This window comes from Methylophilus sp. 13, assembly GCF_015354335.1.
GTDB classification, from domain to species: domain Bacteria; phylum Pseudomonadota; class Gammaproteobacteria; order Burkholderiales; family Methylophilaceae; genus Methylophilus; species Methylophilus glucosoxydans.
The window spans coordinates 103,736-129,655 of the sequence record NZ_JADKYR010000002.1 but is presented as its reverse complement, the minus strand read 5'-3'; the positions used below and the strand labels follow the sequence as shown (position 1 = coordinate 129,655).

Below are 25,920 nucleotides of genomic sequence, written 5' to 3'. Positions count from 1 at the left end.
CCAATCCATGACGCAACATAGACAAGCGGGTGTGCTGATGCACATCACTTCATTGCCTGAGGGCAATCTCGGCCCAGAGGCCTATCGTTTTGTAGACACCCTGGTCAAAATGGGCGTATCGGTTTGGCAGACCTTGCCGGTCAACCAGCCACATGGAGACCAGTCGCCCTATCAAAGTGTCTCCGCGCATGCAGGACATAGCGGCATGATCAGCGCGCAGCAATTGCAGCTTGATGGCTGGTGTCTGCCCAATGAGCTGACGCTGAGTTTGCCTGCATTGATGGCCAAAGTCATGGCGCGCGTGCAGTCAGGCAGCGCCCCCACACATGGTGAAGGCCATGGTCTGTCGTGGTCCGGGTTTGCGAGATTCTGTCAGACGCAGCAATACTGGCTGGAAGATTTTGCCTTGTTTGGCTGCTTGCGTGAGCAGCACCATAATCAAAGCTGGCAGCAATGGCCACAAGCTTACCGCAAGCATGATCCACAAGCCTTGCAAGCTTATCGGGTCACGCACCAGGAGCCGTTGACGCTGATTAAATTCACGCAGTATGTGTTTTTTCAGCAATGGGCGCAGCTCAAGCGTTACGCCAATCAGCGCGGCATTCGCTTGTTTGGCGATATCCCGATTTTTGTCGCTTACGACAGTGCCGATGTCTGGGCGCATCCCGCATGGTTCAAGCTGGATGACACCCTCAACATGACCGTCGTAGCGGGTGTGCCGCCAGACTATTTCTCTGAAACCGGACAACGCTGGGGGAATCCGCATTACGACTGGCTGGCCATGCAAAAAGATGGGTTTTCATGGTGGCTGGGGCGTATCGATACGCAGGCACAGCTGTTTGATGTGCTACGGATTGATCACTTCAGGGGCTTGCAGGCCGCTTGGGAAATCCCCGCAGAAGAGCCCACTGCCATTAACGGGACTTGGCAAGAGGCGCCAGGTGAAGCGCTGTTAAACGCCATCACCGAGACCTTCCCGGAGCTGAGTCTGGTGGCTGAGGACTTGGGCATCATCACCGCAGAAGTGGATGCCTTGCGCCATGGATTCGACTTGCCTGGCATGAAAATTTTACAGTTTGCGTTTGGTGGCGGTGAAGACAATCCTTACTTGCCAGAAAACATAGAACAAAACAGCGTCGCTTATACCGGCACGCATGATAACGATACCACCCTGGGCTGGTACCTCACCGCGCCAGAGCATGTGCGCAATCATTTACATGATTACCTGAATCAACATCCTCCGCAAATGCCTGCTGCCTTGATTAAACTGACCCTGGAGAGCCAGGCCAAGCTGGCAATTATCCCCATGCAAGACATTCTCGCGCTGGATAGCCAGGCGCGCATGAACACGCCAGGCACCATAGAAGGCAACTGGTGTTGGCGCATGCAATGGTCGCAACTGAGTGAAGAGAAATTATTGTCTTTTAGACACAGTGTTGAAGAAAGTGGCCGCTTCCATGCGTGATGTGACTCCGGTTTATCGTTTGGGTCTGGATGTGGGCGGGACCAATCTGCGTTTAGGTGTGTTTTCTGATCTGCGCCTGATTGAAGAAACGCGTTTTGAGGCAAACTATTCTGCCATTTGCAAGCAGCACTCGCCAGCACAGGCCTGGCAAAAGATTATTGCGGTTACGGCAGAAGCCATCCAGCCATTGCTTGAAAAATATCCGACGATTCAGAGTATCGGCATTGGTTTTCCCGGCTTTATTGATCCGCACACGGGCATCCTGGCGCAATCGCCCAATTTACCGGGCTTGTTGAACGTGAATCTGGGCCACGATCTGGGTGCCCGGCTTGGTTTCAATATCCGGGTCGAGAACGATGCCAATGCTGCAGCCTTTGGGGAATTTAGCCTGCTTGGTCAGCCAGCTGGTGGTTTGCTGTATCTGGGCCTGGGCACCGGAGTGGGTGCCGGCTTGGTCGTGAATGGTCATGTTTGGGCCGGGCAGCATGGTTATGCGCTCGAGGCCGGGCATATTATTGTCGAGCATCAAGGCCGCTTGTGTGGCTGTGGTAACCGAGGTTGCGTCGAGCAATATGCTTCTGCCACCGGCATCAGCAAAGGCTATGCCGAGTTGACTGGCCAGGCAAGGAGTGCTTTGGAGATTGCGCTGGCTGCGGAGCAGGGCGATGAACATGCGCGCGCAGTCTACGCGGATGCTGGTCGCAAACTGGCGCAAATGCTGGCGAGTGTACTCAAGGTGGTTGATGTTGGCACCGTTTTGATTGGCGGTGGCGTGGTTGCCGCATGGTCGCTGATGTCTGAGGCGTTTTATCAACGGCTAGAAGCTGACTTGATCCCGGTACTCAGAGGCAAGATCGTGGTTCATCTATCTCGTTCTGGCGATATTGCGGGCATGTTGGGTGCTGCCTTGCTGGCCGAGTCCACCACCCGCTCAGCATAACCCTTCATGCGCGTGCGCCTGGTGTTGCGCCAGTGCCCAGGCTACATGCTCCCGCACCAAGGCATTTTCGTCTTGTGCCCGTGACTTCAGTGCTGCAATCACCGCCATCGACGTCGGTGCATTACCCAAGCCGACGGCAATATTGCGCAACCACTGCGTGTAGCCTATGCGGTAGATCGCGCTCCCCGCCATTTTTTGCTGAAATTCAGCTTCGGTCCAGCCAAAACAGGTCACCAGGCTCAAGCTGTCGAGTCCATGCCGTACCGCAAAGTCGGGCTCTGAGGTCCTGACGGCAAATTTGTTCCACGGGCAGGTTAGCTGGCAATCGTCACAGCCATACACCCGGTTGCCCATCAGTGGCCTTAACTCCTCGGGAATGCTGCCTTGATGTTCTATGGTGAGGTAAGAGATACAGCGGCGGGCGTCTAGTTCGTAAGGTGCAACGATGGCAGCGGTCGGGCAGACATCAATACACGCAGTGCAACTGCCACAATGTGCTGAGATGGGCGGGTCCACGGGTAGCGGCAGGTTGGTATAAATTTCCCCCAGAAAAAACCATGATCCCTGCTGGCGATTGAGTAGCAGCGTATGTTTGCCGCGCCAGCCCACACCCGCTTTGGTCGCCAGTGCTACCTCCATCACCGGCGCACTGTCCGCAAATACACGGTATTCAAAACTGCCAAAGGTCTCGCTGATGCGGGTACACAATTGCTGCAATTTTTGCCGCATCACTTTATGGTAATCGCGCCCCATGGCATAGCGGGCGACATAAGCCTGCTCAGGGCTCTCCAGCACCTGCCAGCCGTCGGCTGCATCTGCGGGCAAATAATTGAGGTTGACCGAGATCACGCGCAAGGTGCCAGGCACCAATTCTGCCGGACGGGTTCGCTTGGTCCCATGTTTTGCCATATAATCCATGTCGCCGTGGTATTGTTTGTCCAGCCACTTTAAAAATTCAGGCTCCGCGGCAGACAAGTCGGTATCGGTAATGCCGATATTGCCAAACCCCAGTTCTCGCGCCCAGCCCTTGATGGTCGCTGCCATTTGCGCAGCGACATGAACATCAGGCAGTTGAATCGGGACGGGATGTGATTGATGTGACATGACAGAAACGTATTCTACACAGATTTTAAAAGACGAAGCAGCGACCGTGCATGCCGCAAGCGTGCTGGCAAAGCAATTGCAGCCTGGGCAGGTCATTTACCTGCACGGTGATCTGGGGGCCGGTAAAACCACGCTGGTGCGCGGCATGCTGCATGCCTTGGGGCATGTCGGCAAAGTGAAAAGCCCCACCTATACGCTGGTGGAACCCTATATGCTGCCATTCGCCACGTGCTATCACTTTGATCTTTACCGCTTTCAGGATGCAGAAGAGTGGGAAGCTGCCGGCTTCCGCGATTATTTCAACCCTGCCAGTGTTTGTCTGGTCGAGTGGCCTGAGCGTGCAGCCGAGCTATTGCCTGTCGCAGACATCGAGATTCGCTTTGATATCCTGCCGCACGGCCGCGTGCTGCACATCACAAGTCAGCAGGCGCTGGCCTTGGAAACACTATGCCAGTAAATCGTAAGCATTGCCTGGGCTGGCTATTGCCAGTCCTGTTCTTCATCCTGAGTCAGGCCGCACATGCCGCTGAAGTCATCCTGGCCAATTTGCAGCAGCAAGGCGGTCAGGCACATGTCGAGCTTTTGCTCGACCAGCAAGTCAAATACCGTGTCTTCACGCTGGATAATCCATTTCGCGTGGTGATTGATATGGACGGTGTTGCCATCAGCCCGACCCTGAAAGCGCTCGCGCTGCAGTTGGATGCCCAACATCCTTACCTGTCTAAAATCCGCATTGCGCCGTTTACCGAGAAAACGGCGCGTATCGTTTTTGACATCAAATCTGATATTAAACCGCAGGTCACCGATATGAATGCGGGCAGCTCGCAACAACGCTTGGCCATCAGCATAGGCCCTGCGGGTGGTCCTGTCGAGTCAGCCATGGCGAGCCCGGTACTGACACCTTCCCGGCAATTGCAAGAAGTGCCACGTCAAGACGACAAACCCGCTGAAAAAGCAGCCGAGCCCACACCAGACAATGCCAATCCAACGGTGGAAAAATCTGCCGAAAAACCGGCGGATAAAGTGGCCGACAAGCCAGTTGAAAAACCACTCAAACAGGCAAAACCTGGCCAAAAACTCATTACCATTGCCGTCGATGCCGGTCACGGCGGTGAAGATCCTGGTGCACGCGGTTCCAATGGCAGCCACGAAAAGAACATTACTCTGGCCATTGCGCGCAAGCTCAAGCAACAGATCGATGCCGAAGAAAACATGCAAGCGATCCTGATCCGCGATGGCGATTATTTCGTGCCACTGGGGGACCGTGTCAAAAAAGCACGGGCGGCCAAGGCCGACCTGTTTATTTCCATCCATGCCGACTCGTTTGTGAACAGCACCGCCAAAGGGTCTTCTGTGTTTGCCCTGTCTGAGCGTGGCGCCACCAGTGCTGGCGCCCGCTACCTGGCGAAAAAGGAAAACGCGGTAGACTTGATTGGTGGTGTGGCGATTGATACCCGCGATATGGACCTGGCAAGAACCTTACTCGATTTGTCGCAAACGGCCACTATTCACGACAGTATCCGCATGGGTAAAGCCGTGCTGGGACGCATCGCTAAAATCAATACGCTCCATTCCAAGTATGTTGAACAAGCGGCGTTTGCGGTGCTTAAATCACCGGATATCCCTTCGATTCTGGTCGAGACGGCGTTTATCAGCAATCCTGAAGAAGAAGCCAGGTTGAATGATGATGCTTATCAGGATAAGTTGGTCAATGCGATTTTGTCTGGCGTGAAGTCTTATATTGCGACCAATCCTTCCTTCGCTAAAAAATAAGCGTTATTTATTTGGTTCAAAAGTCATTCGATGATTGGGCTTATCTTTGCCTACATGCGAAAAGGACGCCGTAAGCGTTCTTGGTAGAAGTGCTATTAAAAGTATTGCCCTAATTCCGCCTCTCGCTGCGTCTTCCCATAGCCCGCCTGAACTCTCAACGCCCGACCAATAAAACCATTGAGCTTTTTCCTGGCGTCATCAATCAATGCGCTATCCACAAAGATGTGTGGATATTGATACGATAACCAGCTATACAAGCTCAAATGCTGGCATATGAGTTCGGCCTGTTCCAGATATTGCGCCTGTTGGCCATTCAGCCATTCTGGCATTTGCGGCAATGACCTGGCTTGTTGCGTAGCGACGGCTTGTACGCATTGCAAAAAATAGTCCCGTGCAATCGGCACCTGGATCGCGAGCGGGGCGCACATCAAGCGGTATTTGTCCCGCATGCAGAGTTGCGGTGCGGTTTGGTCTATCAGCATGGCTTGCTGGTGTTGCAGGCTTGTCACTTGCCACTGCAAGACATGCTGGCCGGGTGACCTGGCATATTGCTTGTGCATGTACTCCATGCATTCGGCCAGTCGCCAGGTAGGGATGCGTAAACTCAGCGCTTCAATATCCCCGCCACCAACCGCAATCGGCAAGGCAAATGGTGGCACCGTGTCATCGGCGTCTAACATGGCCTGTAAATGCCATTGCTCGTCGTCTTCCAGGACGGTGACATATCCCGTGTCATATAAGCCATGGCGTCCGGCGCGACCGGCAATCTGGCGCATTTCGGTGGCATTGAGCGGCCGCGAGGCGATGCCGTCAAATTTATGGATATTGGCAAAAATCACGCGGCGAATCGGCAGGTTGAGCCCCATGCCTATGGCATCTGTGGCGACCAGGATGTGCGCCTCGCCGCTGGCAAAACGCGCAGACTCGACGCGGCGGACTTCAGGCGAGAGGGCGCCATAGATGGTGGCCACAGACAGCCCCCATTGGCGGATACGCGCAGCCAGTGTGAGCACATCTTTGCGGCTAAAGGCGATGATGGCATCACCGGTGTGTAGTGCTTTGCGTAGTTTGGCGGCGTGGTAGCGTGCACCGCAAATACTATGTTCTTCGATCAGCAACGGTGTCATGCGCTGTAAATGAGTGAGAGTGTAGGGCTCGTTGAGCGCATCTAGCACGCGGGTACAGCTGCTGGTGACGCTATTGGCCCCGCAGATAAATACTTGTTTTGCCGGGACCCCGACCAGCGCCGCCGTCCATGCACTGCCACGGTCCGGGTCCATCAGCATCTGGATTTCATCAATCACTGCGACGTCTACGGCGTGGTCTGGCCGCAGCATTTCGATGGTGGAGGCGGTGTGTCTGGCACCGGGCACCATGACACGTTCTTCGCCAGTCACCAGATTGCAAGGGACGCCGGCCTGCATCAGCCGGTCGCGGACCTCCATTGCCAGCAGTCGTAACGGCGCGAGATAAACGCCAGACTCAGCCTGGCGCAGGGTTTCGAGTGCCTGATAGGTTTTGCCTGAGTTGGTGGGCCCGACATAAAAATGATGTTGGCGACCCAGCTGGCGGGCGAGGGTAAAGCGAGATAAATACGCCTGAAATTCTTGTGAGAACATACAGTCATTCTACCAAACGGTTTAAAATGCCAAGATGCAAATTAAACTTCTCCCCGATCAACTGATTTCTCAAATTGCCGCCGGTGAGGTGGTTGAGCGCCCAGCCTCCGCCCTGAAAGAGCTGCTTGAAAACAGTGTGGATGCTGGAAGCACGCAGATTCAGGTGGCCTTGCAACAAGGCGGTATCAAGTTGCTGAAAGTCACCGACAATGGTCACGGGATTGCCAAGGATGAATTGGCCCTGGCGCTGACACGGCATGCCACCAGCAAGATTGAGAGTCTTGAAGATCTCGAACAAGTTGGCAGCCTGGGCTTCAGGGGCGAGGCATTGGCCAGTATCGCCTCTATCTCGCGTACTGTGCTCACCAGTCGTCAGCAAAGCGCCAGTCATGCCTGGCAAATCGCTGCAGAAGGCACGCAAGCGCCACAGCTGAGCCCGGCCGCACTGGATGCAGGTACCATTGTTGAGGTGCATGATTTGTATTTTAATACCCCGGCGCGGCGCAAGTTTCTCAAAACCGAAAATACCGAGTTTGGCCATTGTGAAGATGCCTTTACCCGCGTCGCCCTGTCGCGTCCGAATATCGGTTTTTTGTTGCAGCACAATGGCAAAGCCATTAGCCGCTTGGCGGCCAATACCCCGCAGCAACGCATCACCGATGTGTTAGGGAGCGAATTTGCTGCACAAAGCCTCTGGCTAGAAGAGCATAGCGGTGGCTTGCGCCTATGGGGGATGACCGCTTCGCCCACTTACCAGCGCCACAGCCGCGATAGCCAATATGTGTTTGTGAATGGCCGGTTTGTGCGCGACAAACTGATTGCACACGCCATCAAGCAAGCCTATCAGGATGTGTTGCACGGCGATAAACATCCCGCTTTTGTGCTGTTTCTTGAGCTGGATCCCTCCCTGGTCGATGTCAACGTGCATCCCGCCAAAACCGAAGTCCGCTTCCGCGAATCGCAAGCGGTACATCGTTTTATTTTTCATAGCCTGCACAAGGCCCTGGGCAAAACATCTGCCGAGATACAAGCCAGTCAGCCTGTGCAAGCGCCGTTTAATCCCTTCCGCCCAGGCACGGATGCCTCTGTGTTTAGCATGCCACGCGAACAAGTGGAAATGCCACTGCACAATCGCCCGGCCTTTGGCGGCAGCTACCCCCCCAATATCAGCAACGGGGGTGACATGGCGCAGCAGTTTTATGGTCAACTCTACGGCGACTTAAAACCGGCCGCGATGGATCAAGCGACCATCCTTGAAAGTAATTCTTTAGAGGTTTTTGCCTCGGTGGTGGCCTTGGATCAGCCGATACAACCCACGCCAGATCTGCCGCAACAATACCCGTTGGGGTTTGCGCTGGGGCAGTTGCATGGGATTTATATCCTTGCCCAAAACGCCCAAGGTATGGTGGTGGTCGATATGCATGCCGCGCATGAGCGCATCATGTACGAGCGCCTGAAAAATGCCCTGAGCGAGCAGGCCATCGCAACTCAGCCGTTGCTGATTCCCATCAGTTTTTATGCCGAAAAAGTTGAAGTTGCCACGCTGCAATCCTTGCAAGGCAGCGACACATTACAGCAACTGGGCTTTGAGTTGGCTACCTTGTCACCCACCACGATTGCCATTCGTGCCATCCCCACCATGCTGCAAGATGCCGATGCCGTCACGTTGGCCCGTGCTGTATTACGCGACTTACACGAATATGGCGCCAGCCGCGTGCTGCTAGAACGCCAAAATGAAGTACTGGGTACCATGGCCTGCCACGCTGCCGTTCGTGCTAACCGGCAACTGACCATTACTGAAATGAACGCCTTGTTGCGTGATATGGAAGCGACTGAAAGAAGCGGGCAGTGCAATCACGGCAGACCCACCTGGTTTCAGGTGAGTTTGGCCGATTTGGACAAGATGTTTATGCGGGGGCAGTAGCCGTCTAGCCCCGAGTTTAAACGCGTGTGCGTCTTACTCGTCAAAGTCTAGGGTAAATTGCGCTGAATCTGTTTGGTCTATACGATCAGCACGCAGCAGACCGCTGACTTTAACGCCTAACAATCGTATTTTCTTATCTAAATCTATCCTTTTCAGGCATTTTCCAGCAAAAAGCCGTAACGATTTCGCATCGCTGATCGCCGTTGACAAGGTGAGGTCACGCGTGACCGTTTTAAAGTCCTCAAAACGCAGCTTGGTCCCGACCTTGCAGCAGGTATAGCCTTTCTTTTGCAGATCGTTGGCGACACGTTCACATAAGCGGGTAAATGCCTCGCTCAGTGCTGGTTTGTCTCTCACCGGATGCAAGTTGCGTTCGAAAGTGGTCTCCCTGCTCATGGAGACCGGAACGCTTTCTGTCACGACCGGTCTGTCGTCCTGCCCGCGAGAAACACGGTATAGCCACCTGCCATAGCGATTGCCAAAATGTTGAACAAGCCAGGCTTCGCTCATAGCTGCGATTTGGCCTATGGTCTTAATCTGCAACGATTCGAGTTTTGCACTGGCTTTGGGACCAATGCCATTGATCTTTTTTGCCGCCATCGGCCAGATGCGGCTGGGGACATCTGACATCGTGATGACCGTGATGCCATCTGGCTTTTGCATTTCAGAGCATAACTTTGCCAATAGTTTATTGGGGGCGATCCCGACTGAACAGGTCAGGCCGGTGGCAGCGAATACGGCCGATTTCAGCTGTTGTGCAATCTCGGTGGCGTCTCCTGGCAGCGTTGAAACATCGGCGTAGACTTCATCGATCCCAATATTCTCCACCTGCGGGCTGATGCTACGAATCGCTGCTTTGAACAATTGCGAGTAATGGCGATAGAGTTCGAAGTTGACCGGTAGCAAGACCGCATCGGGCGCGAGTTTGGCTGCCTGCATGGTGGGCATGGCCGAGTTCAAGCCTAGCGCCCGCGCTTCATAGGTGGCTGTGGTCAACACGCCGCGCCCTGCGTAATCACGCAAGCGCGAGAATTCGCGTGTACCATCTTCTCTGATCCTCGGCACATGTGAGGAGCCACCGGCCACCACCATGGGCAAGCCTTTCAACTCCGGGTAGCGTGACAATTCGCAAGATGCAAAAAAAGCATCCATATCAATATGTGCGATGCGTCTGTGCTCTTGGTCTGACATGTCCGGCACTCACTAATTGATCAGCAGATTAACAATCAGAGATTTACGCATAAAATGAAGTATCAAGGATGGCAGCCAAAGAGATAGAGGAGATTGCAAAGCCGGATTATCCCACGATAGTACTTAAAAACAATTCTTGTCCAAGAGTGCTTTTTTAAACGGCCTCTACAATCACCATTGCTTTATCCGCTATGAAAACCGCCGTAAGAATAGCCCACTTGGGCGGCCTATTCATTCCGTTTCTCGGTAATGATTGTGTTGCATGCGTTTTTTCAACAGCGATGTACTGATTGATTAATACCGCGGTTGGATCATATAGTTTAAATCGCTTTAAGCAGTGCGGTAGCGGATATTGCTGTAGGCGCAAAAAAGGCCTATCTTGGATAGGCCTTTTTAATCGGTGAAAGTTACTGAATAACACCTAGTTGTTTGAACAAGCCATAAGCATCCAGCACATCCCAGTGCTCGGCCAGTTTACCGTTCTCGATCCTGAAAATATCCACGGCGTAAATACTGTAGTGTTTGCCTGTAGCCGGGATGCCTAACCAGTCGCCTTTTTGCGTCCCGGAGTACACGCCGTACGCCCAAACGGTATCCCCTTCGGCGACCAGCTTTTCCAGTTGATAGTGCCAGTCTGGTACAGCTTTAAACCAGGCACTAAAGAATTGCTCGAAGCCAGTCAGGCCTTGTGGCACGAGCGGGTTGTGTTGAATATAGCCTGGCTGCATGAAGTTGGGCAGTTGGCTCAGGTCTTTTTTCACAAAGACGGCAGTGGCAAAGTCTGCCAGCAGTTGTTTGTTTTGTTGCGTTTGGTCTTGTGCCATGGTGAGGGTTCCTTTGGTTAACAGGGTGGTGAATAGCAAGGTGGTAAGCAGCGATTTGAATAGATGCATATGGCTTCCTTAAGTGAGTTGAAAATGCTTGCGTGCTGTAGGTGTTGCGCATCATAATTTCAATGGTTACTTTTAGTAAGTAGGCACCTTAAAGTAACTTATGCACTTGTTACTCACTTGAACGTCTTGGATACCGAGGGAAAACCATGCTGGAACAGATAGAACAACCGTTGCAGATTGTCAGTAGCTGGAATGCGTATCAGGCAGCGTGCCCGACACGTTTGATGTTGAACCGGATAGCAGATAAGTGGACGGTACTGGTATTGGGGTTGCTGGAGAATGAAACCAAGCGGTTTAGCACCTTGCAGCGCGAGATTGGTGGAATTTCACAAAAGATGCTGACGCAAACATTGCGCGGGTTGGAGCGAGACGGGCTGATTGCGCGTACGGTGTATCCTGAGGTGCCGCCAAGAGTGGAGTACAAGATGACACCACTGGGGAACACGCTGGTGGGCCTGCTAGCCGCATTGCGGGACTGGTCTGAGACGCATATGGATGAGGTGTTGCAAGCGCAACGTGATTATGATCAGGCGCAGCAGGCAGCCTCTAATATCGAGGCTGCCTCTGGTGTGCGGGTGGTACGTTTTTGATCCCTTAGGCTAGCAGCAAAAAAACGGTCGGTTTTTTATGCAAATCTGGCAGGGGTGCTTTCTTCCAGTCAGCCACTGTTTTTGTCACAATCAATTCTTCTTTGCCTGACACATTGCAGGCCACACATAATTTTGTTTGTGCTTGCAGGTTAGCAATCAGGTCTTCTAATACATGCTGATTGCGGTAGGGTGTTTCAATAAACAGCTGGGTAGCTTGCTGTTTTTTTGAGTCAAACTCAATGCCTTTGATGGTTCTGATACGTTCATTTTTATCGCTGGGAAGATAGCCTAAAAACGTAAATCTCTGGCCGTTCAAGCCGCTGGCCATCAGTGCCAGCAGCAAGCTGCTGGGGCCGATGAGCGGGGAGACGCGTATGCCTTTGTGATGAGCGACGGCGGCGAGCGCGGCCCCTGGATCGGCGATACCCGGACAACCGGCTTCACTCATCAAGCCAACATCCATGCCCTGTTGCACAGGTTGCAGTAACTTTTGCAGGTCTTTATTCGGTGTATCTTTAGTCAGCACCGTGAGCGTGATTTCACGCATAGGCACTGGGTGCCCGCTGGCGCCTAGAAAGTGACGGGCCGTTTTTTCGTTCTCGACGATAAAGTGACGCAAGCTGTGCATACGTTGTATGACTTCAGGCGGTACGACTTGTTGGGGCGTGGTGTCTTCCGTGAGGGGGACGGGAATAAAGTAGAGGGTTCCAGCAGTCATGGCAATCTTAATGAGTTAAACAGCGTGATTATCCCACGGCCAGACAGCAAAAAAGCATTCTTTTGCAAGAATGCTTTTGTTGACGCCCTTGAAGCATGTTGAGCGGGAGTGTGGCAGGCTAATATTTCACCTGCACACGATATTTCAGCGTGGTATCGCCATCGGCAGGCACATTGATTTTCCAGCTGGCCTGGTGGGCACTGGTTTTCTGGTGTGGCTGTGATTCGCTTAGTATTTTCCAGCTACCTGCAATCGGCTCTTGCACGGTGACGGTGACCGTTTCTTTTTTCGCGTTGTGTAAAGTGATGGTATAAGCGCTTTCATACACGGGTGGCTGGTTTTGCTTGCTCAGGTTTTTAAAATCGGTTTGCACACGGTCAGCCGTCACATCAAAGGCATTGCCAAGTTTGAGGCGCACCCTGTCGTTCTTTGGTGTATGGTCGATCTGGTCTTCGCCCACAAACTGTGCCGTGCCGTCGTGATCTTTTTTGTAAACGCGCATGGTGCCTTTAGGCAGAGGAATGCCCAACTGGCTACTTTCTTTGTTATCAAATTCTACAAAGACCTGTACTTTGAGTTTTTTGTCGATATCAGGATACTGACCCTGGAAATAATACTCCGAGCCATTCAGCACCAGCTCTTTATGCGCCGGGATATGTTGCGCAGAAAGCAAGGCCACTTGTTTGGTTTGGTTTTCTGCAATGGTGGTGGGGCGTGGCAGGGTGTATAAATGATATTCGAGTAATGCTTGCTCGGTGGGCATGGCGGCTTCGGCGACCATGGCATCCGCGCGCATCATCATGGTTTTGGGGTGCATGACTTCACGCACACGGTTGACATCCCCTGCCACCAGTTGCACTTTTGCGTTGGGATAGCTGGTGCCGCTGGTATTGGTGAGCGTGACCCAGCCAGACAGATCTATCGCATCCTCTTTGCTGCTGAGCTCAGCGACATAGTCGGTTTTCCACTGCAAGCCGCCTGTGAGGTAACTGAGCTCCAGAGTGGACTGTTCACCGCCTTTATATTGCAACTGCGTCGTCAGGGTTGGACGGTCTTTGAGCATGCCGGGGACGTTAGGATAGGCGATACGGCCCGGGATCACGGTTTCGATACGGTTACCTATTTTGAGCACCGGGCCATCCTGGGCAGAGAGTACGGTGGCTGTTTCTTCTGTTTCGGCACCTGTGTTCGGGTTGGTACGAATCACGGTGACTTGTTGGCCGACATATTTTTCCAGCAGTTTGTGCGGGGTGAGCAAGTCAAAGTCGAAGTTCTGCTCCAGCACCTGCAAGCTGGTGTTAGGGAGCAAGCTACGCAACAAGGCGGTTTCAGGCTTGATCTGCGCACTGACATCGCGGAAAGAAACGGCAGAAAGCCCGTTGCTTAACTTTAACTTGCGACTGTCTTTGACCAGCGCAAGGTCTTCATTGTAAATCGTCACCGCCACACTGGTCTGGTCAGATTGCGGGCTGGTGAGGGTGGTTTCCGCTTGTGCAGCGGCTGCATACGTCAATGCAGCCGTCCCCATGGAGAAAAATAGCAGGGTGCTGAGTCGCATGTGTATCCTTTCGTTATGGGTTATTTGCGTTTTAAGCATGAGACTGCCTAAACGCATTGGCCGTTCAAAAGTTAACACACGACTTTGTTTTATGCTATCGAGTTGAAGCCGATAATACGTCTACACCCGCTTGTCGCAGCATCTCGACCAAGGCAATCAAGGGCAGTCCTATCAGCGCATTCGGGTCATCGCCGCGCATATAGTCCAGCAGTGCGATGCCCATGCCTTCAGATTTGGCACTGCCTGCACAATCATAAGGTTGTTCAAGGCGCAGGTAGGTCTCGATCTGGCTGGCACTTAAGGATTTGAATTTAACGAAATAGGGCACGATGGTGGCTTGAAGGTGCTGCCGTTGGCTGTCATACAGGCACAAGGCACTATGAAAAACCACCTCTTTGCCGCTGAGCATGGTGAGTTGCGTGACAGCATTGGCATGATTACCAGGTTTACCTATCTGCATACCATCCACGGTCGCGACCTGGTCGCAGCCAATAATCAGCGCATCAGGCTGGGTTTCTGCCACTTTGCGGGCTTTGGCCTCTGCCAAGCGCAAAGCAGTCTGTTCGGGGCTTTCATTTGGCCACGGGGTTTCATCAATCTCTGGTGACAAGCAGGTAAACGGTAAATGCAGCTTTTGCAGTACTTCACGACGGTAACGTGAAGAGGAGGCAAGAATCAGTGATTGTTTCATGGATCAGGCAGCTCAAAAGCAAAAATCCCTGAATTGCTTCAGGGATTTTTGTTGATTGTAATTATTCAGGTTGAATTTCAATCAGTGTTTCATCTGGCGTGACACTGTCGCCCTTGGCCACGTGAATGGCGACCACGGTGCCCGATTTGCTGGCCTGGATCTCGTTTTCCATTTTCATGGCTTCGATCACCAACACGCCATCACCGGCATTGACTTTGTCACCCACATTCACTTTTACCGTCACTATCGTGCCTGGCATTGCCGTGGTGACGCAGCCTGGATGGTGAGGGCGTGGACGCCCACTCGCGGCGACTGCAGCGGCTTTTTTCTTGCTGCCGTTACTGCCGCCACCGCTGACTTCCATTTCGCTCAAGGTCTCAACAAACACTTCTTCAGAAATGCCGTCTACCTTGACATAGTAAGGTCTGCGCTCTTCACCCGCGTGACCGCTGCCGGTCAGTTTGATGTGGTAGGTTTCACCGTGCAGGGTAATGTTGAACTCATTCGGCGCATAACGGGCGGCCGCTGTTTGCTGGGTGACCGCGTCTTTGCTCAACAATGGCTCGGGATTTAATGAGCCTGCATTGCGTTCTTGCAAGAAGGTTTTACCAATGTCCGGGAACATGGCATAGGTCAATACATCTTGCTCGTTATTGGCAAAGCGCTCGGCCTCGGACTGCAGCTTGACCATTTCTGGTTGCAGCAAGTCTGCTGGACGGCAGGTAATGACTTCAGCATCGCCGACCGCTTGTTTACGCACCTCAGCATTCACTGCCGCAGGAGCTTTGCCATATTGGCCTAACAAGTAATTTTTGACTTCGTTGGTAATGGACTTGTAGCGGCCACCGGTCAATACGTTCAGTACAGCTTGTGTCCCGACGATTTGCGAGGTGGGCGTCACCAACGGAGGATAACCAAGATCTTGACGCACACGTGGAATCTCGGCCAGCACCTCGTCCATACGGTTAAGCGCACCTTGTTCCTTCAGCTGGTTGGACAGGTTGGAAATCATGCCTCCTGGTACCTGGTTGACCAAGACGCGTGTATCCACGCCGGTAAACTCGCTTTCAAATTGCCAGTATTTCTTGCGCACTTCTTTAAAGTAGGCGGTGATTTCCTGCAATTTGCCTAAATCGAGGCCTGTGTCGTATTCCGTGCCTTTCAATGCGGCCACCAGGCTTTCTGTGGTCGGATGGCTGGCACCTTCGGAGAATGAAGAGTTGCAGGTATCAATAATATCCACGCCGCTTTCCACGCTCTTGAGCAAGACCATACTGGCCAGACCGGAGGTGGCGTGGCTGTGCATGTGTACGGGCACGCTGACCGCAGCCTTCAGACCCTTGACCAGTTCGGCGGCCATGGTCGGTGTCAGCAGGCCAGCCATGTCCTTGACACCAATGCTGTCACAGCCCAGCGCCTCAAGCTCTTTGGCCATGCTCACAAAGTAGGCCACATCATGCACCGGGCTGGTCGTAAAGGACAGGGTGCCGATGGCATGTTTCTTGACCGATTTAACGGCTTCAATCGCGGTTTTCAGGTTGCGGATGTCGTTCATTGCATCAAAAATACGGAACACATCGACACCGGCATCAGCTGCCTGTTTGACAAAGGCATGCACGACGTCATCAGAGTAATGACGGTAGCCCAGCAAGTTCTGGCCACGCAACAACATATTGATAGGCGTATTGGGCAAGGCTTTACGCAAGCTGCGCAGGCGTTCCCATGGATCTTCCTTCAAAAAGCGGACGCAAGCGTCAAAGGTTGCACCGCCCCAGGCTTCGAGAGACCAGAACCCAATCTCATCCAGCTTGCTGCAGATCGGCAGCATGTCTTCGGTGCGCATGCGCGTTGCAATCAGGGATTGGTGACCATCTCTTAAAACGAGTTCGGTGACATGTATTTTGCTCATAGTCTTGTCGATCTAAATAAATATCTTGCAATGCGGGTTAATCAAATACCTTCATGGGCGGCAATCGCAGCCGCAATGGCGGCTGCCATTAACTCTTTGGGTAATCCTACGTCGTACTCAGTCAGCTCGGGGTGTTGCTCCACAAAACTGGTATTGAAATCAGCGGCGCGGAAGTCCGGATGCTGCATGATCTGCTGGTAGTATGGAATGGTCGTTTTGACGCCATAGACAATCATGTCATTCAAGGCACGGCGACCGCGTTCAATCACGCTTTCCCAATCCAGGGCCCAGACCGTCAGTTTGGCACACATGGAGTCGTAATAAGGCGGAATGACATATCCGCTGTAAATCGCCGCATCCATACGTACACCCGGACCGCCGGGCGCATAGTAGCGGGTGATTTTACCAAAGCTGGGCAAAAAGTCCTTTTTCGGGTCTTCTGCGTTAATCCGGTACTCCATGGCAAAGCCACGGAAAGCAATTTCACTTTGCTTGTATTGCAGCGGTAAGCCGGCCGCAACACGAATCTGCTGTTGAACAATGTCCACGCCAGTAATGGTCTCGGTCACAGTATGCTCTACCTGTAAGCGCGTGTTCATTTCCATGAAGTAAAAGTTATTGTCTGAATCCAGCAAGAACTCAACCGTGCCTGCGTTCTCATAGCCGACGGCCTTAGCCGCTTTCACACCCAGACCACCGATATATTCACGTTGGGCTTGAGTCAGTTGTGGAGAGGGGGCGATCTCGATCAGTTTCTGGTTACGACGCTGGATGGAACAATCGCGTTCAAACAAATGAATGACATTGCCATGTGAGTCGGCCAGCACTTGCACTTCGATATGGCGCGGATGCACCACGCACTTTTCGAGAAAGACTTCTGGCTTGCCAAAGGCTTTGCTGGCTTCTGAAATGACGCGGTCATAGTTGCTGAGCAGCTCTTTCTCGCTATCGCAACGACGAATTCCGCGGCCACCGCCACCATTCGTCGCCTTGAGCATCACGGGATAGCCAATTTTATTGGCCAAAGTCACTGCGGCCTCTACCGATTCCAGATTGCCTTCACTGCCTGGCACGCAAGGAATACCTGCGTTAATCATGGCATTACGTGCCTGGATCTTGTCACCCATTTGACGGATGACGTCGGCATCAGGACCAATGAACTTGATGCCGCGACGTGCGCAGACTTCAGCAAGTTCTGGATTCTCTGACAGGAAGCCATAACCAGGATGCAAGGCGTCACAGCCTGCAGCCACAGCAATGTTGACTATATTGTGTGCGTTCAGGTAGCCTGCGACAGGGTCTGAGCCAATGTTATAGGCTTCGTCTGCCTTTTTAACATGCAACGCATGGCGGTCAGCATCGGAGTAAATAGCTACCGATTTAATGCCCATTTCAGAGCAGGCACGTACGATGCGCACCGCAATTTCACCGCGATTCGCGACTAAAATTTTCTTAAACACACATTACCCTTAAAGCAAGAAAAAAGGACTAGAGTCTTTTAGTAACTCAACCGAGTTTTTCAATCTCCAGGAGACTGAATATAAAACGGTTCAAGTTGATTTGGTTGTGGTTTGGAGTCGTCTTTGCTACAGCAACAAATGGCCGATCAGGCAAACCGGCACCATGGGTGCGCCCTTGAACAGAGCGCCGCGTGATGCGGTGTCATTATAACAACAAACCTTGCGCTTAAACAGAGGCCTGTCATTTTAGTGCTGGCCTTGTCCGTGTTTTAGTCGTCAATGATCATTGAGTTTGTTATAGTGCCGGCTTAATAGTTGATTGAATTGTTTGGTAAAGATCATGGCGCATTTTCAGGAGCTGGCAAAGCAGCAAAAAACCGTTGAGGGGGTGTTAGCGCTGAGCGCTATGCCCAGGTTACATGAGGCGTTGCAAGCGCTAGGAGTGACGGATGCGGCCGCGCTCGACGGCATGCAGGTGCATTATCGGTTGCAAGGCTTGCCATCCCGCTATTTTGGTGAGGTGTCGCTGCCTATGCTGGCGCTAAGTTTGCAGACGACTTTGCCGCTGGTGTGCCAGCGCTGCTTTGAGCCCATGCCAGAGTCGCTAGAGATGACCTTTGAATTTGCGCTTTGTGATGAGCCGCCGGAAGCATTGCTAGAAGATGAAACGGTGGATTGGCTGGAATCTACGGATGAGTCGTCACTGGAAGTGTTGGTCGAGGATGAGTTGTTGATGGCGCTGCCTATCTCTGTCATGCATGAAGAGGCGTGTACACAATTACAGCAGTCTGCGGGTGAAAAGCCGAATCCATTTGCTGTGCTCAAGCAGTTGAAGCTGGACAAATAACCCCGTAAGCTGGGTGTTCATGCCGCGAATCATGGCAAATAAACCAATGAAAAGCGATATTTGCATGATTTATTTGCAGTTATCCCTGAGTTATTTTATAATGCTGGATTAGGTAGCATTTTTAATTTATTAATAACCGAGTTTGTTTTATAAACTGTCATTGAGCTTCGATACATGAGGTGTGGCGGTTTGATATTGGAGTAACTTAAATGGCCGTTCAGCAAAACAAAAAGACACCTTCCAAGCGTGGTATGCACCGTTCCCACGACTTTTTGACTAACCCACCTTTGGCAATTGAGCCAACCACAGGTGAAGTGCATTTGCGTCATCACGTGAGCCCTAACGGTTTTTACCGTGGCCGCAAAGTGATGCCTGCAAAAGGCGAATAATCGCCACATTAAAGCGAACCGCTTTAAAACGCGCCGCGCAGTAAAATGCGCGGCGTTTGCGTATCTGACGTAAGCCGCTGTGATGGCTGCGCTTAAACGCGCAAAGTTAACAAACTTGGAAAATCACATGACAACTGGTCAACACGTGCATTCACATGAAGTAGTGATTGCCATTGATGCCATGGGAGGAGATCACGGTCCGCATGTGACTGTGCCCGCGGCAGTTCGAATTCTGAACGAAAATCCTGAATTAAACATTATCCTGGTCGGCCTGCAAGAGGCAATTGAATCCGAGCTTAAGGTCTTGAATGTCCAGCCGGGGCCGCGATTGCGTATCCGCCATGCCAGTGAAGTGGTGCTGATGGATGAGTCGCCACAAAGTGCGATGAAGAACAAAAAAGATTCTTCTATGCGGGTGGCTATTAATATGGTGAAAACGGGAGAAGCGCAGGCTTGCGTGAGTGCCGGTAACACCGGTGCATTGATGGCGACCGCGCGCTTTGTCCTCAAAACCTTGCCCGGGATTGACCGGCCAGCCATTGCCTCGACTTTACCCTCTGAAAAAGGCAGTACATTTATGCTGGATCTGGGGGCGAATGCCGACTGTACGCCTGAGCATTTGTACCAGTTTGCCATTATGGGCGCGATGGTGGTGAGCTGCCTGACCAATAAGCCGAATCCAACCGTGGGCTTGCTCAATATCGGTTCTGAAGATATCAAGGGCAATGAGGTGGTCAAGCAGGCGGCGGAGTTGTTACGCGGCAGTCATTTGAATTTTTACGGCAATGTAGAAGGCGACGATATCTTCAAGGGCACGACAGATGTGGTCGTTTGTGACGGTTTCGTGGGCAACGTATCGTTGAAAACCACCGAAGGCCTTGCGCATATGATGGGTAAATTCCTCACCCAGGAATTTAAACGTAACTGGTTGACCAAATTGATGGCGCTGGGCGCTTTCCCGGTGCTAAAGGCCTTTAAAAAGCGGGTAGATCCAAGACTTTATAATGGGGCAAGCTTTTTGGGCTTGCGTGGCATTGTGGTCAAGAGTCATGGTGGCGCAGACAGCGTCGGTTTTTACCATGCGATTCATGTCGCGATGGAAGAGGCGCAGAGTGGTGTCCTCAAGCGTATTCAGTCGCAGTTGGAGATTGAGCATCTGACGACCTCCGAGCAACCCTGAACCCCTTTTTGTTAGGTGTTTCAAACCAATTAAGGCATAATCGCACGAATGATTTACGCTCGCATTGCAGGTACTGGAAGCTACCTGCCACCCCATATTTTGACCAATGCCGATCTGGAAAAAATGGTGGATACCACCGATGAGTGGATTTACGCCCGAACTGGCATCAAACAACGCCACCGCGTCACGGATGAGCGTACCAGCGATCTGGCGACCCACGCGGCGCGTCAGGCGATTGACGCGGCCGGCATCGCGGCTGAACAGATTGACCTGATTATTGTGGCAACAACCACGCCTGACAAGATTTTCCCAAGTGTGGCGACCATGGTGCAACGCAAATTGGGCATCAGCGGCTGTCCCGCTTTTGATGTACAGGCGGTATGCAGTGGCTTTGTCTATGCGCTGACCACCGCCAACCAGTTCATCAAGTCTGGCCAGTCCCGCAATGTCCTGGTGATTGGGGCGGATACATTCACCCGTATTACTGATTACAGCGACCGCAGCAACTGCATTTTATGGGGCGACGGTGCCGGTGCGGTGATCCTGCAAGCCAGTGAGCAACCCGGTATTCTTTCTACCCACATCCACGCCGATGGTAACTACGAAACCTATTTACATGTGCCGCGCAATCCTGATGGGCCTGACACGGTGGTGATGGAAGGGAATCCTGTGTTCAAAATGGCGGTCAATACACTGGATCAGATCGTCGATGAGACGCTGGAGGCTAACCAGATGCAAAAGTCAGATATTGACTGGCTGGTGCCGCATCAGGCTAATATCCGTATTTTGCAGGCAACGGCCAAAAAACTGGAAATGCCGATGGATAAAGTCGTCGTGACAGTGGATCGCCATGGCAATACCTCCGCAGCCTCAATTCCACTCGCACTGGATGTGGCTGTGCGTGACGGGCGCATCCAGCGGGGACATACCTTGCTTATGGAGGCCTTTGGTGGTGGATTTACCTGGGGCTCAGTCTTGGTAAAGTACTAACCAGTGCTAACAGTACCAAGGTTCTACAATGAAGCATGCCGTGCTTGCATGACCGTTTTAATTGAATAAATAACTGAATCAATATGTCTAAATTTGCTTTTTTCTTTCCTGGTCAAGGTTCACAGTCTGTGGGCATGATGCAAGGGCTAGCAGCGCATGCCATCGTCAAACAAACCTTTGACGAAGCCTCTGCTGTGTTGGGTGTGGATTTCTGGAAAATGGCCACCGAGCCAAATGAAGAAATTAATATGACTGAACACACACAACCCATCATGCTGACCGCCGGTATTGCTACCTGGCGTGTTTATCAGGCGCTGGGTGGCCAGTTGCCAACCGAGATGGCGGGTCATAGTCTTGGTGAGTACACTGCACTGGTTGCAGCCAATGCCATTTCATTTGCGGATGCCTTGCCACTGGTAAAATTTCGCGCCCAGGTTATGCAGCAAGCCGTGCCGGAAGGCCAGGGGGCCATGGCTGCGATCTTGGGGCTGGATGATGATACCGTGCGTGCTGTTTGTACCGAGGCGGCACAAGGTCAAGTCTTGCAGCCCGTTAACTTCAACTCACCAGGCCAGGTTGTCATTGCCGGTGACAAAGCGGCGGTTGAGCGTGGCATGGAGTTAGCCAAGGCGAAAGGGGCCAAGCGTGCGCTCGCATTGCCTGTCAGCGTGCCTTCGCACTGCGACCTCATGCAGCCAGCGGCTGAAAAGCTGCGCGAATATCTCAATGGCGTGAATGTACAGGCGCCGATCGTGCCTGTCTTGCATAACGCCGATGTCGCAGCCTACTCGGATGCCGCGCAGATTAAAGACGCGCTGGTTCGCCAGCTCTATAGCCCGGTCCGCTGGGTGGAGACCGTGCAACAGCTGGCTGCACAAGAGGTGCTGAGCGCCGCTGAATGTGGCCCCGGCAAGGTGCTGGCTGGTTTAGCCAAGCGCATTGTGGCCGAGGTGAGCTGTGTTGCGCTCGTCAATGACGAAGCCATGCAAACATTGATTACGCAATAAGGGAGAGACCATGTCTGACCAACAAATCGCATTAGTGACGGGCGCCAGCCGCGGCATAGGTGCAGCGATTGCACAAGCCCTGGGCAAGCAGGGAGCCACCGTGATTGGTACGGCGACCTCTGCCAGTGGCGCAGAAGCAATCACCGCCCATTTGAAAGCAGCTGGGGTCAACGGCGTCGGGATGTCGCTGGATGTGACACAGCCTGAACAAATTGAGGCGGTATTAAAGCAGATTGCCGAGCAGTATGGGGATGTCAGCATCCTGGTGAATAATGCCGGCATCACCAAAGATACCTTGCTCATGCGCATGAAAGACGAAGACTGGGATGCGGTCTTGACGACCAACCTGAAGTCCGTATTCCGCATGAGTCAGGCGGTATTGCGTCCAATGATGAAAGCGCGTCAGGGACGTATTATCAACATTTCCAGCGTGGTGGGTCATATGGGCAATGCCGGGCAGACCAACTACGCAGCGGCCAAGGCTGGGATGACTGGCTTTACCAAGTCTATGGCGCAAGAAGTCGGCAGTCGCGGTATTACTGTGAACTGTGTGGCGCCTGGCTTTATCGCCACGGATATGACCGCTGAACTACCTGACGATATCAAGACCAAAATGCTGGAGCGTATTGCGCTTGGGCGTTTGGGGGCTGTGGATGAAATCGCGGCGACAGTGGCTTTCCTGGCTTCGCCAGCGGCCGCTTATATCACGGGCGAAACCATCCATGTCAATGGCGGCATGTACTGCGCTTAATATTTAGTTTCTTTGGTATTCTGGGCAAGTTTTGCTAGAATACTGGTTTACTGTACACGACACTTATCAACAAAGGGGTATTTTAGATGTCCGACATCGAACAACGCGTAAAGAAAATCGTTTGTGAACAATTAGGTGCAAACGAAGCTGACGTAAAAAACACATCATCTTTCGTAGATGATCTGGGTGCAGATTCTCTGGACACCGTAGAATTAGTAATGGCTTTGGAAGAAGAGTTCGATTGCGAAATCCCTGACGAAGAAGCTGAAAAAATCACTACAGTGCAGCAAGCGATTGACTACGTCAACGCAAACCTCAAGTAATTCATTGACTTCATTCTTCAATCAGCCCTCGCAAGAGGGCTGATTTTCTATTATGACGAAACGCAGAGTAGTAGTAACTGGCTTGGGCGTGGTGTCTCCAGTAGGGATTGGTACCCAAACCGCTTGGAACAATCTGGTCGCTGGTCAATCAGGCATTACCCGTATCACTAAATTTGATCCTACCCCATTTGCCTCGCAAATTGCAGGTGAGGTTAAAGGATTCAACGCTGAGGACTTTATTCCAGCCAAGGATGCGCGCCGCATGGATACTTTTATCCAGTACGGTCTGGCTGCTGGCTTGGAGGCTTTCCGTGATTCCGGCCTTGAAGTGACCGACGCAAATGCAGAACGCATTGGCGTGACCATTGGTTCCGGGATTGGTGGTTTGGGCTTGATTGAGTCCACCAACGACAGTTATGACGAAGGTGGCCCACGCAAGATCTCGCCATTCTTTATTCCTGGCACCATCATCAACATGATCTCGGGCAATTTGTCCATCATGTTGGGTCTCAAAGGGCCGAATATTGCGGTGGTGACTGCCTGTACCACAGGCACCCATAGCATTGGTGAAGCCGCACGTATGATTGAGTATGGTGACGCCGATGTCATGGTGGCAGGTGGGGCCGAAGCCGCCATTACCGAGCTCAGTGTCGGTGGCTTTGCCTCTGCGCGAGCCTTGTCTACACGCAATGACGATCCCGCGACGGCCAGCCGTCCCTGGGATAAAGACCGTGATGGGTTTGTCATCGGTGAAGGTGCAGGGGTGATGGTACTCGAAGAGTATGAGCATGCCAAAGCACGCGGTGCCAAAATTTATGCCGAGGTGGCAGGTTACGGCTTGAGTGCCGATGCCTATCACATGACCGCACCGAATATGGACGGTCCACGCCGCTCCATGGTCAACGCGCTCAAAAACGCAGGGGTGAACCCGGACCAAGTCCAGTTCATGAATGCGCACGGGACCTCGACGCCCCTGGGCGATACCAACGAAACCAATGCCATCAAGGCAACGTTTGGCGATCATGCCTACAAGCTGGTAGTCAATTCGACCAAATCGATGACTGGTCACTTGCTCGGTGGCGCAGGCGGTCTGGAGTCGGTCTTTACGGTGTTATCGATTTACCATCAGGTTTCACCACCGACCATCAATCTGTTGAATCCTGATCCGGATTGCGATCTGGATTACTGTGCTAACACGGCACGTGACTTGCAGATTGAATATGCCCTCAAAAACAATTTTGGTTTTGGTGGGACTAACGGCAGCTTGTTGTTCAAGCGCGTTTAAAAGTATTTAAGACGGGTCTTTAGCAATATAAAAGCAGTAATAAAAAAGCCAGCTTAATGCTGGCTTTTTTATTACTCAAATCTGCTGACTTATTTGAGGACTGCCAAGGCAGCAGCATAGTTTGGTTCGTCAGCAATTTCGCCAACCAGTTCGCTATGCAATACCTGATTGTTCTCATCCAGTACCACCACTGCACGTGCAGTCAGGCCTGCCAGGCTGCTATCGGTGATCAGGACGCCATAATCATTGCCAAATTTGGCTGTATCGCGGAAGGTAGACAGGGTTACAACATTCTCCAGACCTTCTGCACCGCAGAAACGGCTTTGTGCGAAAGGCAGGTCTGCAGACACGCACAGCACGACGGTGTTGCTGACGCTACTGGCTTCCTTGTTGAAGGTGCGCACTGAGGTGGCGCAGGTGGGCGTATCAATGCTAGGGAAAATGTTCAAGACTTTACGCTTGCCTGAAAACGCATCCAGACCAAGCAGGTTGCGTTTGGCATCTGCCAATTGAAAATCAGGAGCCTTGTCGCCTTTGGTTAAAAATTTACCGCCAACCGCGACCGGATTTCCTTTGAGCGTAACGCTAGACATAGTGTTCTCCAAAATGTGATGAATAAAACTTAAACAAGCACTTTAACGTGTCAGCGCAACGCAATCAACCACATAAAAAGTAAGGGAATCAGGCGGGCAGCACCGCAAGCACGGCTTCGTAGTCTGGTTCCATGACCAGGTCCTTGACCAATTCAACGTGGAGGACGCGGTCATTTTCGTCCGCGACGATGATGGCGCGTGCAGGTAGGCCTGCCAGTTTGCTGGTCATCATGAGCACGCCATAATTCTTGAGCATGTCGCGGCCACGCAAGGTGGATAAAGTCATGCATTGCGGCAGGCTTTCCATGGCGCAGAAGCGGGCCATGGTGAATGGTAAATCCGGTGAAATATGCAGGATGGCGGTGTTAGTCAGATCTAGCGCCATGCGCTCAAGAATACGCACGCTGTTAGCACTGGTGGGCGTATCAATGCCCGGGAAAAAATGCAGTATCTTGCGCTGACCTGCAAAGGCATCCAGCGCAACGTCCTCAAGCTCGCGGTTAACTAGCTGGAAATACGGCAGGGGCTGCCCCACGGCAGGCAGCTCGTCCTCCACCAGTATCGGGTCATCGAGCAGGGCAGTGGCATTGGGCATGTGATCTATCGCTTATGACAAAAACGCCTGCCATCATAGAACATAATCCCGGTTCGTTTCAATTTTTTACAACTATCAACAATCCATTTTTTACGAGGTTTGCATGGCTTTTTTGAGGCTGTCAA

Annotated in this window: 25 protein-coding genes; 14 read left to right on the top strand and 11 right to left on the bottom strand. The window is 52.4% G+C overall.

The annotated features are described in order from the left end of the window. Nucleotides 1-7: 7 nt before the first annotated feature. Together malQ and INP77_RS04740 are read left to right on the top strand one after the other, a co-directional pair. Entirely contained in the window at nt 8-1,465 is a 1,458-nt protein-coding gene (gene malQ, locus INP77_RS04745; RefSeq protein ID WP_194747708.1) for a 4-alpha-glucanotransferase, read from the top strand. After that, complete coding sequence (locus INP77_RS04740; protein WP_194747706.1) at nt 1,458-2,405, top strand: ROK family protein; 948 nt, start codon at nt 1,458-1,460, stop codon at nt 2,403-2,405. The genes malQ and INP77_RS04740 overlap by 8 nt, the downstream gene beginning before the upstream one ends. On the opposite strand, the gene queG is transcribed toward INP77_RS04740, so the two are convergent. Then, on the bottom strand, nt 2,397-3,509 hold the full coding sequence (gene queG / locus INP77_RS04735; RefSeq protein ID WP_194747704.1) for a tRNA epoxyqueuosine(34) reductase QueG: 1,113 nt from the start codon (nt 3,507-3,509) through the stop codon (nt 2,397-2,399). The genes INP77_RS04740 and queG overlap by 9 nt on opposite strands. On the opposite strand from queG, the gene tsaE reads away from it, so the two are divergent. Beyond that, nucleotides 3,508-3,966: a tRNA (adenosine(37)-N6)-threonylcarbamoyltransferase complex ATPase subunit type 1 TsaE gene (gene tsaE, locus INP77_RS04730; RefSeq protein ID WP_194747702.1), complete on the top strand. Its 459-nt coding sequence runs from the start codon at nt 3,508-3,510 to the stop codon at nt 3,964-3,966. The two genes, queG and tsaE, sit on opposite strands and share 2 nt — an antisense overlap. Continuing rightward, a complete protein-coding gene (locus INP77_RS04725) occupies nt 3,957-5,282 on the top strand; it encodes an N-acetylmuramoyl-L-alanine amidase (protein WP_194747700.1) in 1,326 nt (441 codons plus the stop codon). The genes tsaE and INP77_RS04725 overlap by 10 nt, the downstream gene beginning before the upstream one ends. 95 nt (nt 5,283-5,377) lie before the next feature. Here the strand turns inward: INP77_RS04725 and INP77_RS04720 are convergent, their stop codons facing one another. Continuing rightward, complete coding sequence (locus INP77_RS04720) at nt 5,378-6,901, bottom strand: helicase-related protein (RefSeq protein WP_194747698.1); 1,524 nt, start codon at nt 6,899-6,901, stop codon at nt 5,378-5,380. A gap of 34 nt (nt 6,902-6,935) precedes the next feature. Here INP77_RS04720 and mutL point away from each other — a divergent pair, with 34 nt between their 5' ends. Then, nucleotides 6,936-8,825: a DNA mismatch repair endonuclease MutL gene (gene mutL, locus INP77_RS04715; protein WP_194747696.1), complete on the top strand. Its 1,890-nt coding sequence runs from the start codon at nt 6,936-6,938 to the stop codon at nt 8,823-8,825. A gap of 33 nt (nt 8,826-8,858) precedes the next feature. On the opposite strand, the gene dinB is transcribed toward mutL, so the two are convergent. Together dinB and INP77_RS04705 are read right to left on the bottom strand one after the other, a co-directional pair. Continuing rightward, entirely contained in the window at nt 8,859-10,016 is a 1,158-nt protein-coding gene (gene dinB, locus INP77_RS04710; RefSeq protein ID WP_194747694.1) for a DNA polymerase IV, read from the bottom strand. Nucleotides 10,017-10,423: 407 nt separating this feature from the next. Continuing rightward, nucleotides 10,424-10,909 carry an ester cyclase gene (locus INP77_RS04705; protein ID WP_194747692.1) on the bottom strand — a complete coding sequence of 162 codons (486 nt, stop codon included), beginning with the start codon at nt 10,907-10,909 and terminating at the stop codon, nt 10,424-10,426. 146 nt (nt 10,910-11,055) lie between these two features. On the opposite strand from INP77_RS04705, the gene INP77_RS04700 reads away from it, so the two are divergent. Beyond that, nucleotides 11,056-11,499 carry a helix-turn-helix domain-containing protein gene (locus INP77_RS04700; protein WP_194747691.1) on the top strand — a complete coding sequence of 148 codons (444 nt, stop codon included), beginning with the start codon at nt 11,056-11,058 and terminating at the stop codon, nt 11,497-11,499. Between the two features lie 4 nt (nt 11,500-11,503). Here INP77_RS04700 and INP77_RS04695 read toward each other — a convergent pair whose 3' ends face one another. The 5 genes from INP77_RS04695 to INP77_RS04675 all read right to left on the bottom strand — a co-directional run bounded on the left by INP77_RS04695 (nt 11,504) and on the right by INP77_RS04675 (nt 17,835). Then, on the bottom strand, nt 11,504-12,217 hold the full coding sequence (locus INP77_RS04695; protein WP_194747690.1) for an SAM-dependent methyltransferase: 714 nt from the start codon (nt 12,215-12,217) through the stop codon (nt 11,504-11,506). A gap of 118 nt (nt 12,218-12,335) precedes the next feature. After that, complete coding sequence (locus INP77_RS04690; RefSeq protein WP_194747689.1) at nt 12,336-13,775, bottom strand: DUF4139 domain-containing protein; 1,440 nt, start codon at nt 13,773-13,775, stop codon at nt 12,336-12,338. Nucleotides 13,776-13,869: 94 nt separating this feature from the next. Next, complete coding sequence (locus tag INP77_RS04685; protein ID WP_194747688.1) at nt 13,870-14,466, bottom strand: Maf family nucleotide pyrophosphatase; 597 nt, start codon at nt 14,464-14,466, stop codon at nt 13,870-13,872. Nucleotides 14,467-14,527: 61 nt separating this feature from the next. Next, nucleotides 14,528-16,375, bottom strand: a complete 1,848-nt coding sequence (gene oadA, locus INP77_RS04680) for a sodium-extruding oxaloacetate decarboxylase subunit alpha (RefSeq protein ID WP_194747687.1) — start codon at nt 16,373-16,375, stop codon at nt 14,528-14,530. Between the two features lie 41 nt (nt 16,376-16,416). Beyond that, on the bottom strand, nt 16,417-17,835 hold the full coding sequence (locus tag INP77_RS04675) for an acetyl-CoA carboxylase biotin carboxylase subunit (protein ID WP_194747686.1): 1,419 nt from the start codon (nt 17,833-17,835) through the stop codon (nt 16,417-16,419). Between the two features lie 340 nt (nt 17,836-18,175). Here INP77_RS04675 and INP77_RS04670 point away from each other — a divergent pair, with 340 nt between their 5' ends. The 8 genes from INP77_RS04670 to fabF all read left to right on the top strand — a co-directional run bounded on the left by INP77_RS04670 (nt 18,176) and on the right by fabF (nt 24,607). After that, nucleotides 18,176-18,682 (top strand): DUF177 domain-containing protein, encoded by a 507-nt coding sequence (locus tag INP77_RS04670; protein ID WP_194747685.1) that lies wholly within the window; start codon nt 18,176-18,178, stop codon nt 18,680-18,682. 209 nt (nt 18,683-18,891) lie between these two features. Beyond that, complete coding sequence (rpmF, locus tag INP77_RS04665; RefSeq protein WP_018985326.1) at nt 18,892-19,071, top strand: 50S ribosomal protein L32; 180 nt, start codon at nt 18,892-18,894, stop codon at nt 19,069-19,071. Between the two features lie 127 nt (nt 19,072-19,198). Continuing rightward, nucleotides 19,199-20,251: a phosphate acyltransferase PlsX gene (plsX, locus tag INP77_RS04660; RefSeq protein ID WP_194747684.1), complete on the top strand. Its 1,053-nt coding sequence runs from the start codon at nt 19,199-19,201 to the stop codon at nt 20,249-20,251. Between the two features lie 48 nt (nt 20,252-20,299). Beyond that, nucleotides 20,300-21,241, top strand: coding sequence for a beta-ketoacyl-ACP synthase III (locus INP77_RS04655; protein ID WP_228518732.1), 942 nt, complete (start codon nt 20,300-20,302; stop codon nt 21,239-21,241). Between the two features lie 83 nt (nt 21,242-21,324). After that, complete coding sequence (gene fabD, locus INP77_RS04650; protein ID WP_194747682.1) at nt 21,325-22,248, top strand: ACP S-malonyltransferase; 924 nt, start codon at nt 21,325-21,327, stop codon at nt 22,246-22,248. A 10-nt stretch (nt 22,249-22,258) separates the two neighbouring features. Continuing rightward, the gene (fabG, locus tag INP77_RS04645; protein ID WP_194747680.1) at nt 22,259-22,999 is read left to right on the top strand and encodes a 3-oxoacyl-ACP reductase FabG; all 741 of its coding nucleotides are present in this window, start codon (nt 22,259-22,261) and stop codon (nt 22,997-22,999) included. An 86-nt stretch (nt 23,000-23,085) separates the two neighbouring features. Continuing rightward, on the top strand, nt 23,086-23,322 hold the full coding sequence (gene acpP, locus INP77_RS04640; protein WP_018985321.1) for an acyl carrier protein: 237 nt from the start codon (nt 23,086-23,088) through the stop codon (nt 23,320-23,322). A gap of 52 nt (nt 23,323-23,374) precedes the next feature. Continuing rightward, nucleotides 23,375-24,607: a beta-ketoacyl-ACP synthase II gene (gene fabF / locus INP77_RS04635; protein WP_194747679.1), complete on the top strand. Its 1,233-nt coding sequence runs from the start codon at nt 23,375-23,377 to the stop codon at nt 24,605-24,607. Between the two features lie 89 nt (nt 24,608-24,696). On the opposite strand, the gene tpx (INP77_RS04630) is transcribed toward fabF, so the two are convergent. Further along, complete coding sequence (gene tpx, locus INP77_RS04630; RefSeq protein ID WP_194747678.1) at nt 24,697-25,200, bottom strand: thiol peroxidase; 504 nt, start codon at nt 25,198-25,200, stop codon at nt 24,697-24,699. 88 nt (nt 25,201-25,288) lie between these two features. Beyond that, nucleotides 25,289-25,795, bottom strand: a complete 507-nt coding sequence (gene tpx, locus INP77_RS04625; RefSeq protein ID WP_194747677.1) for a thiol peroxidase — start codon at nt 25,793-25,795, stop codon at nt 25,289-25,291. Between the last annotated feature and the right edge of the window lie 125 nt (nt 25,796-25,920).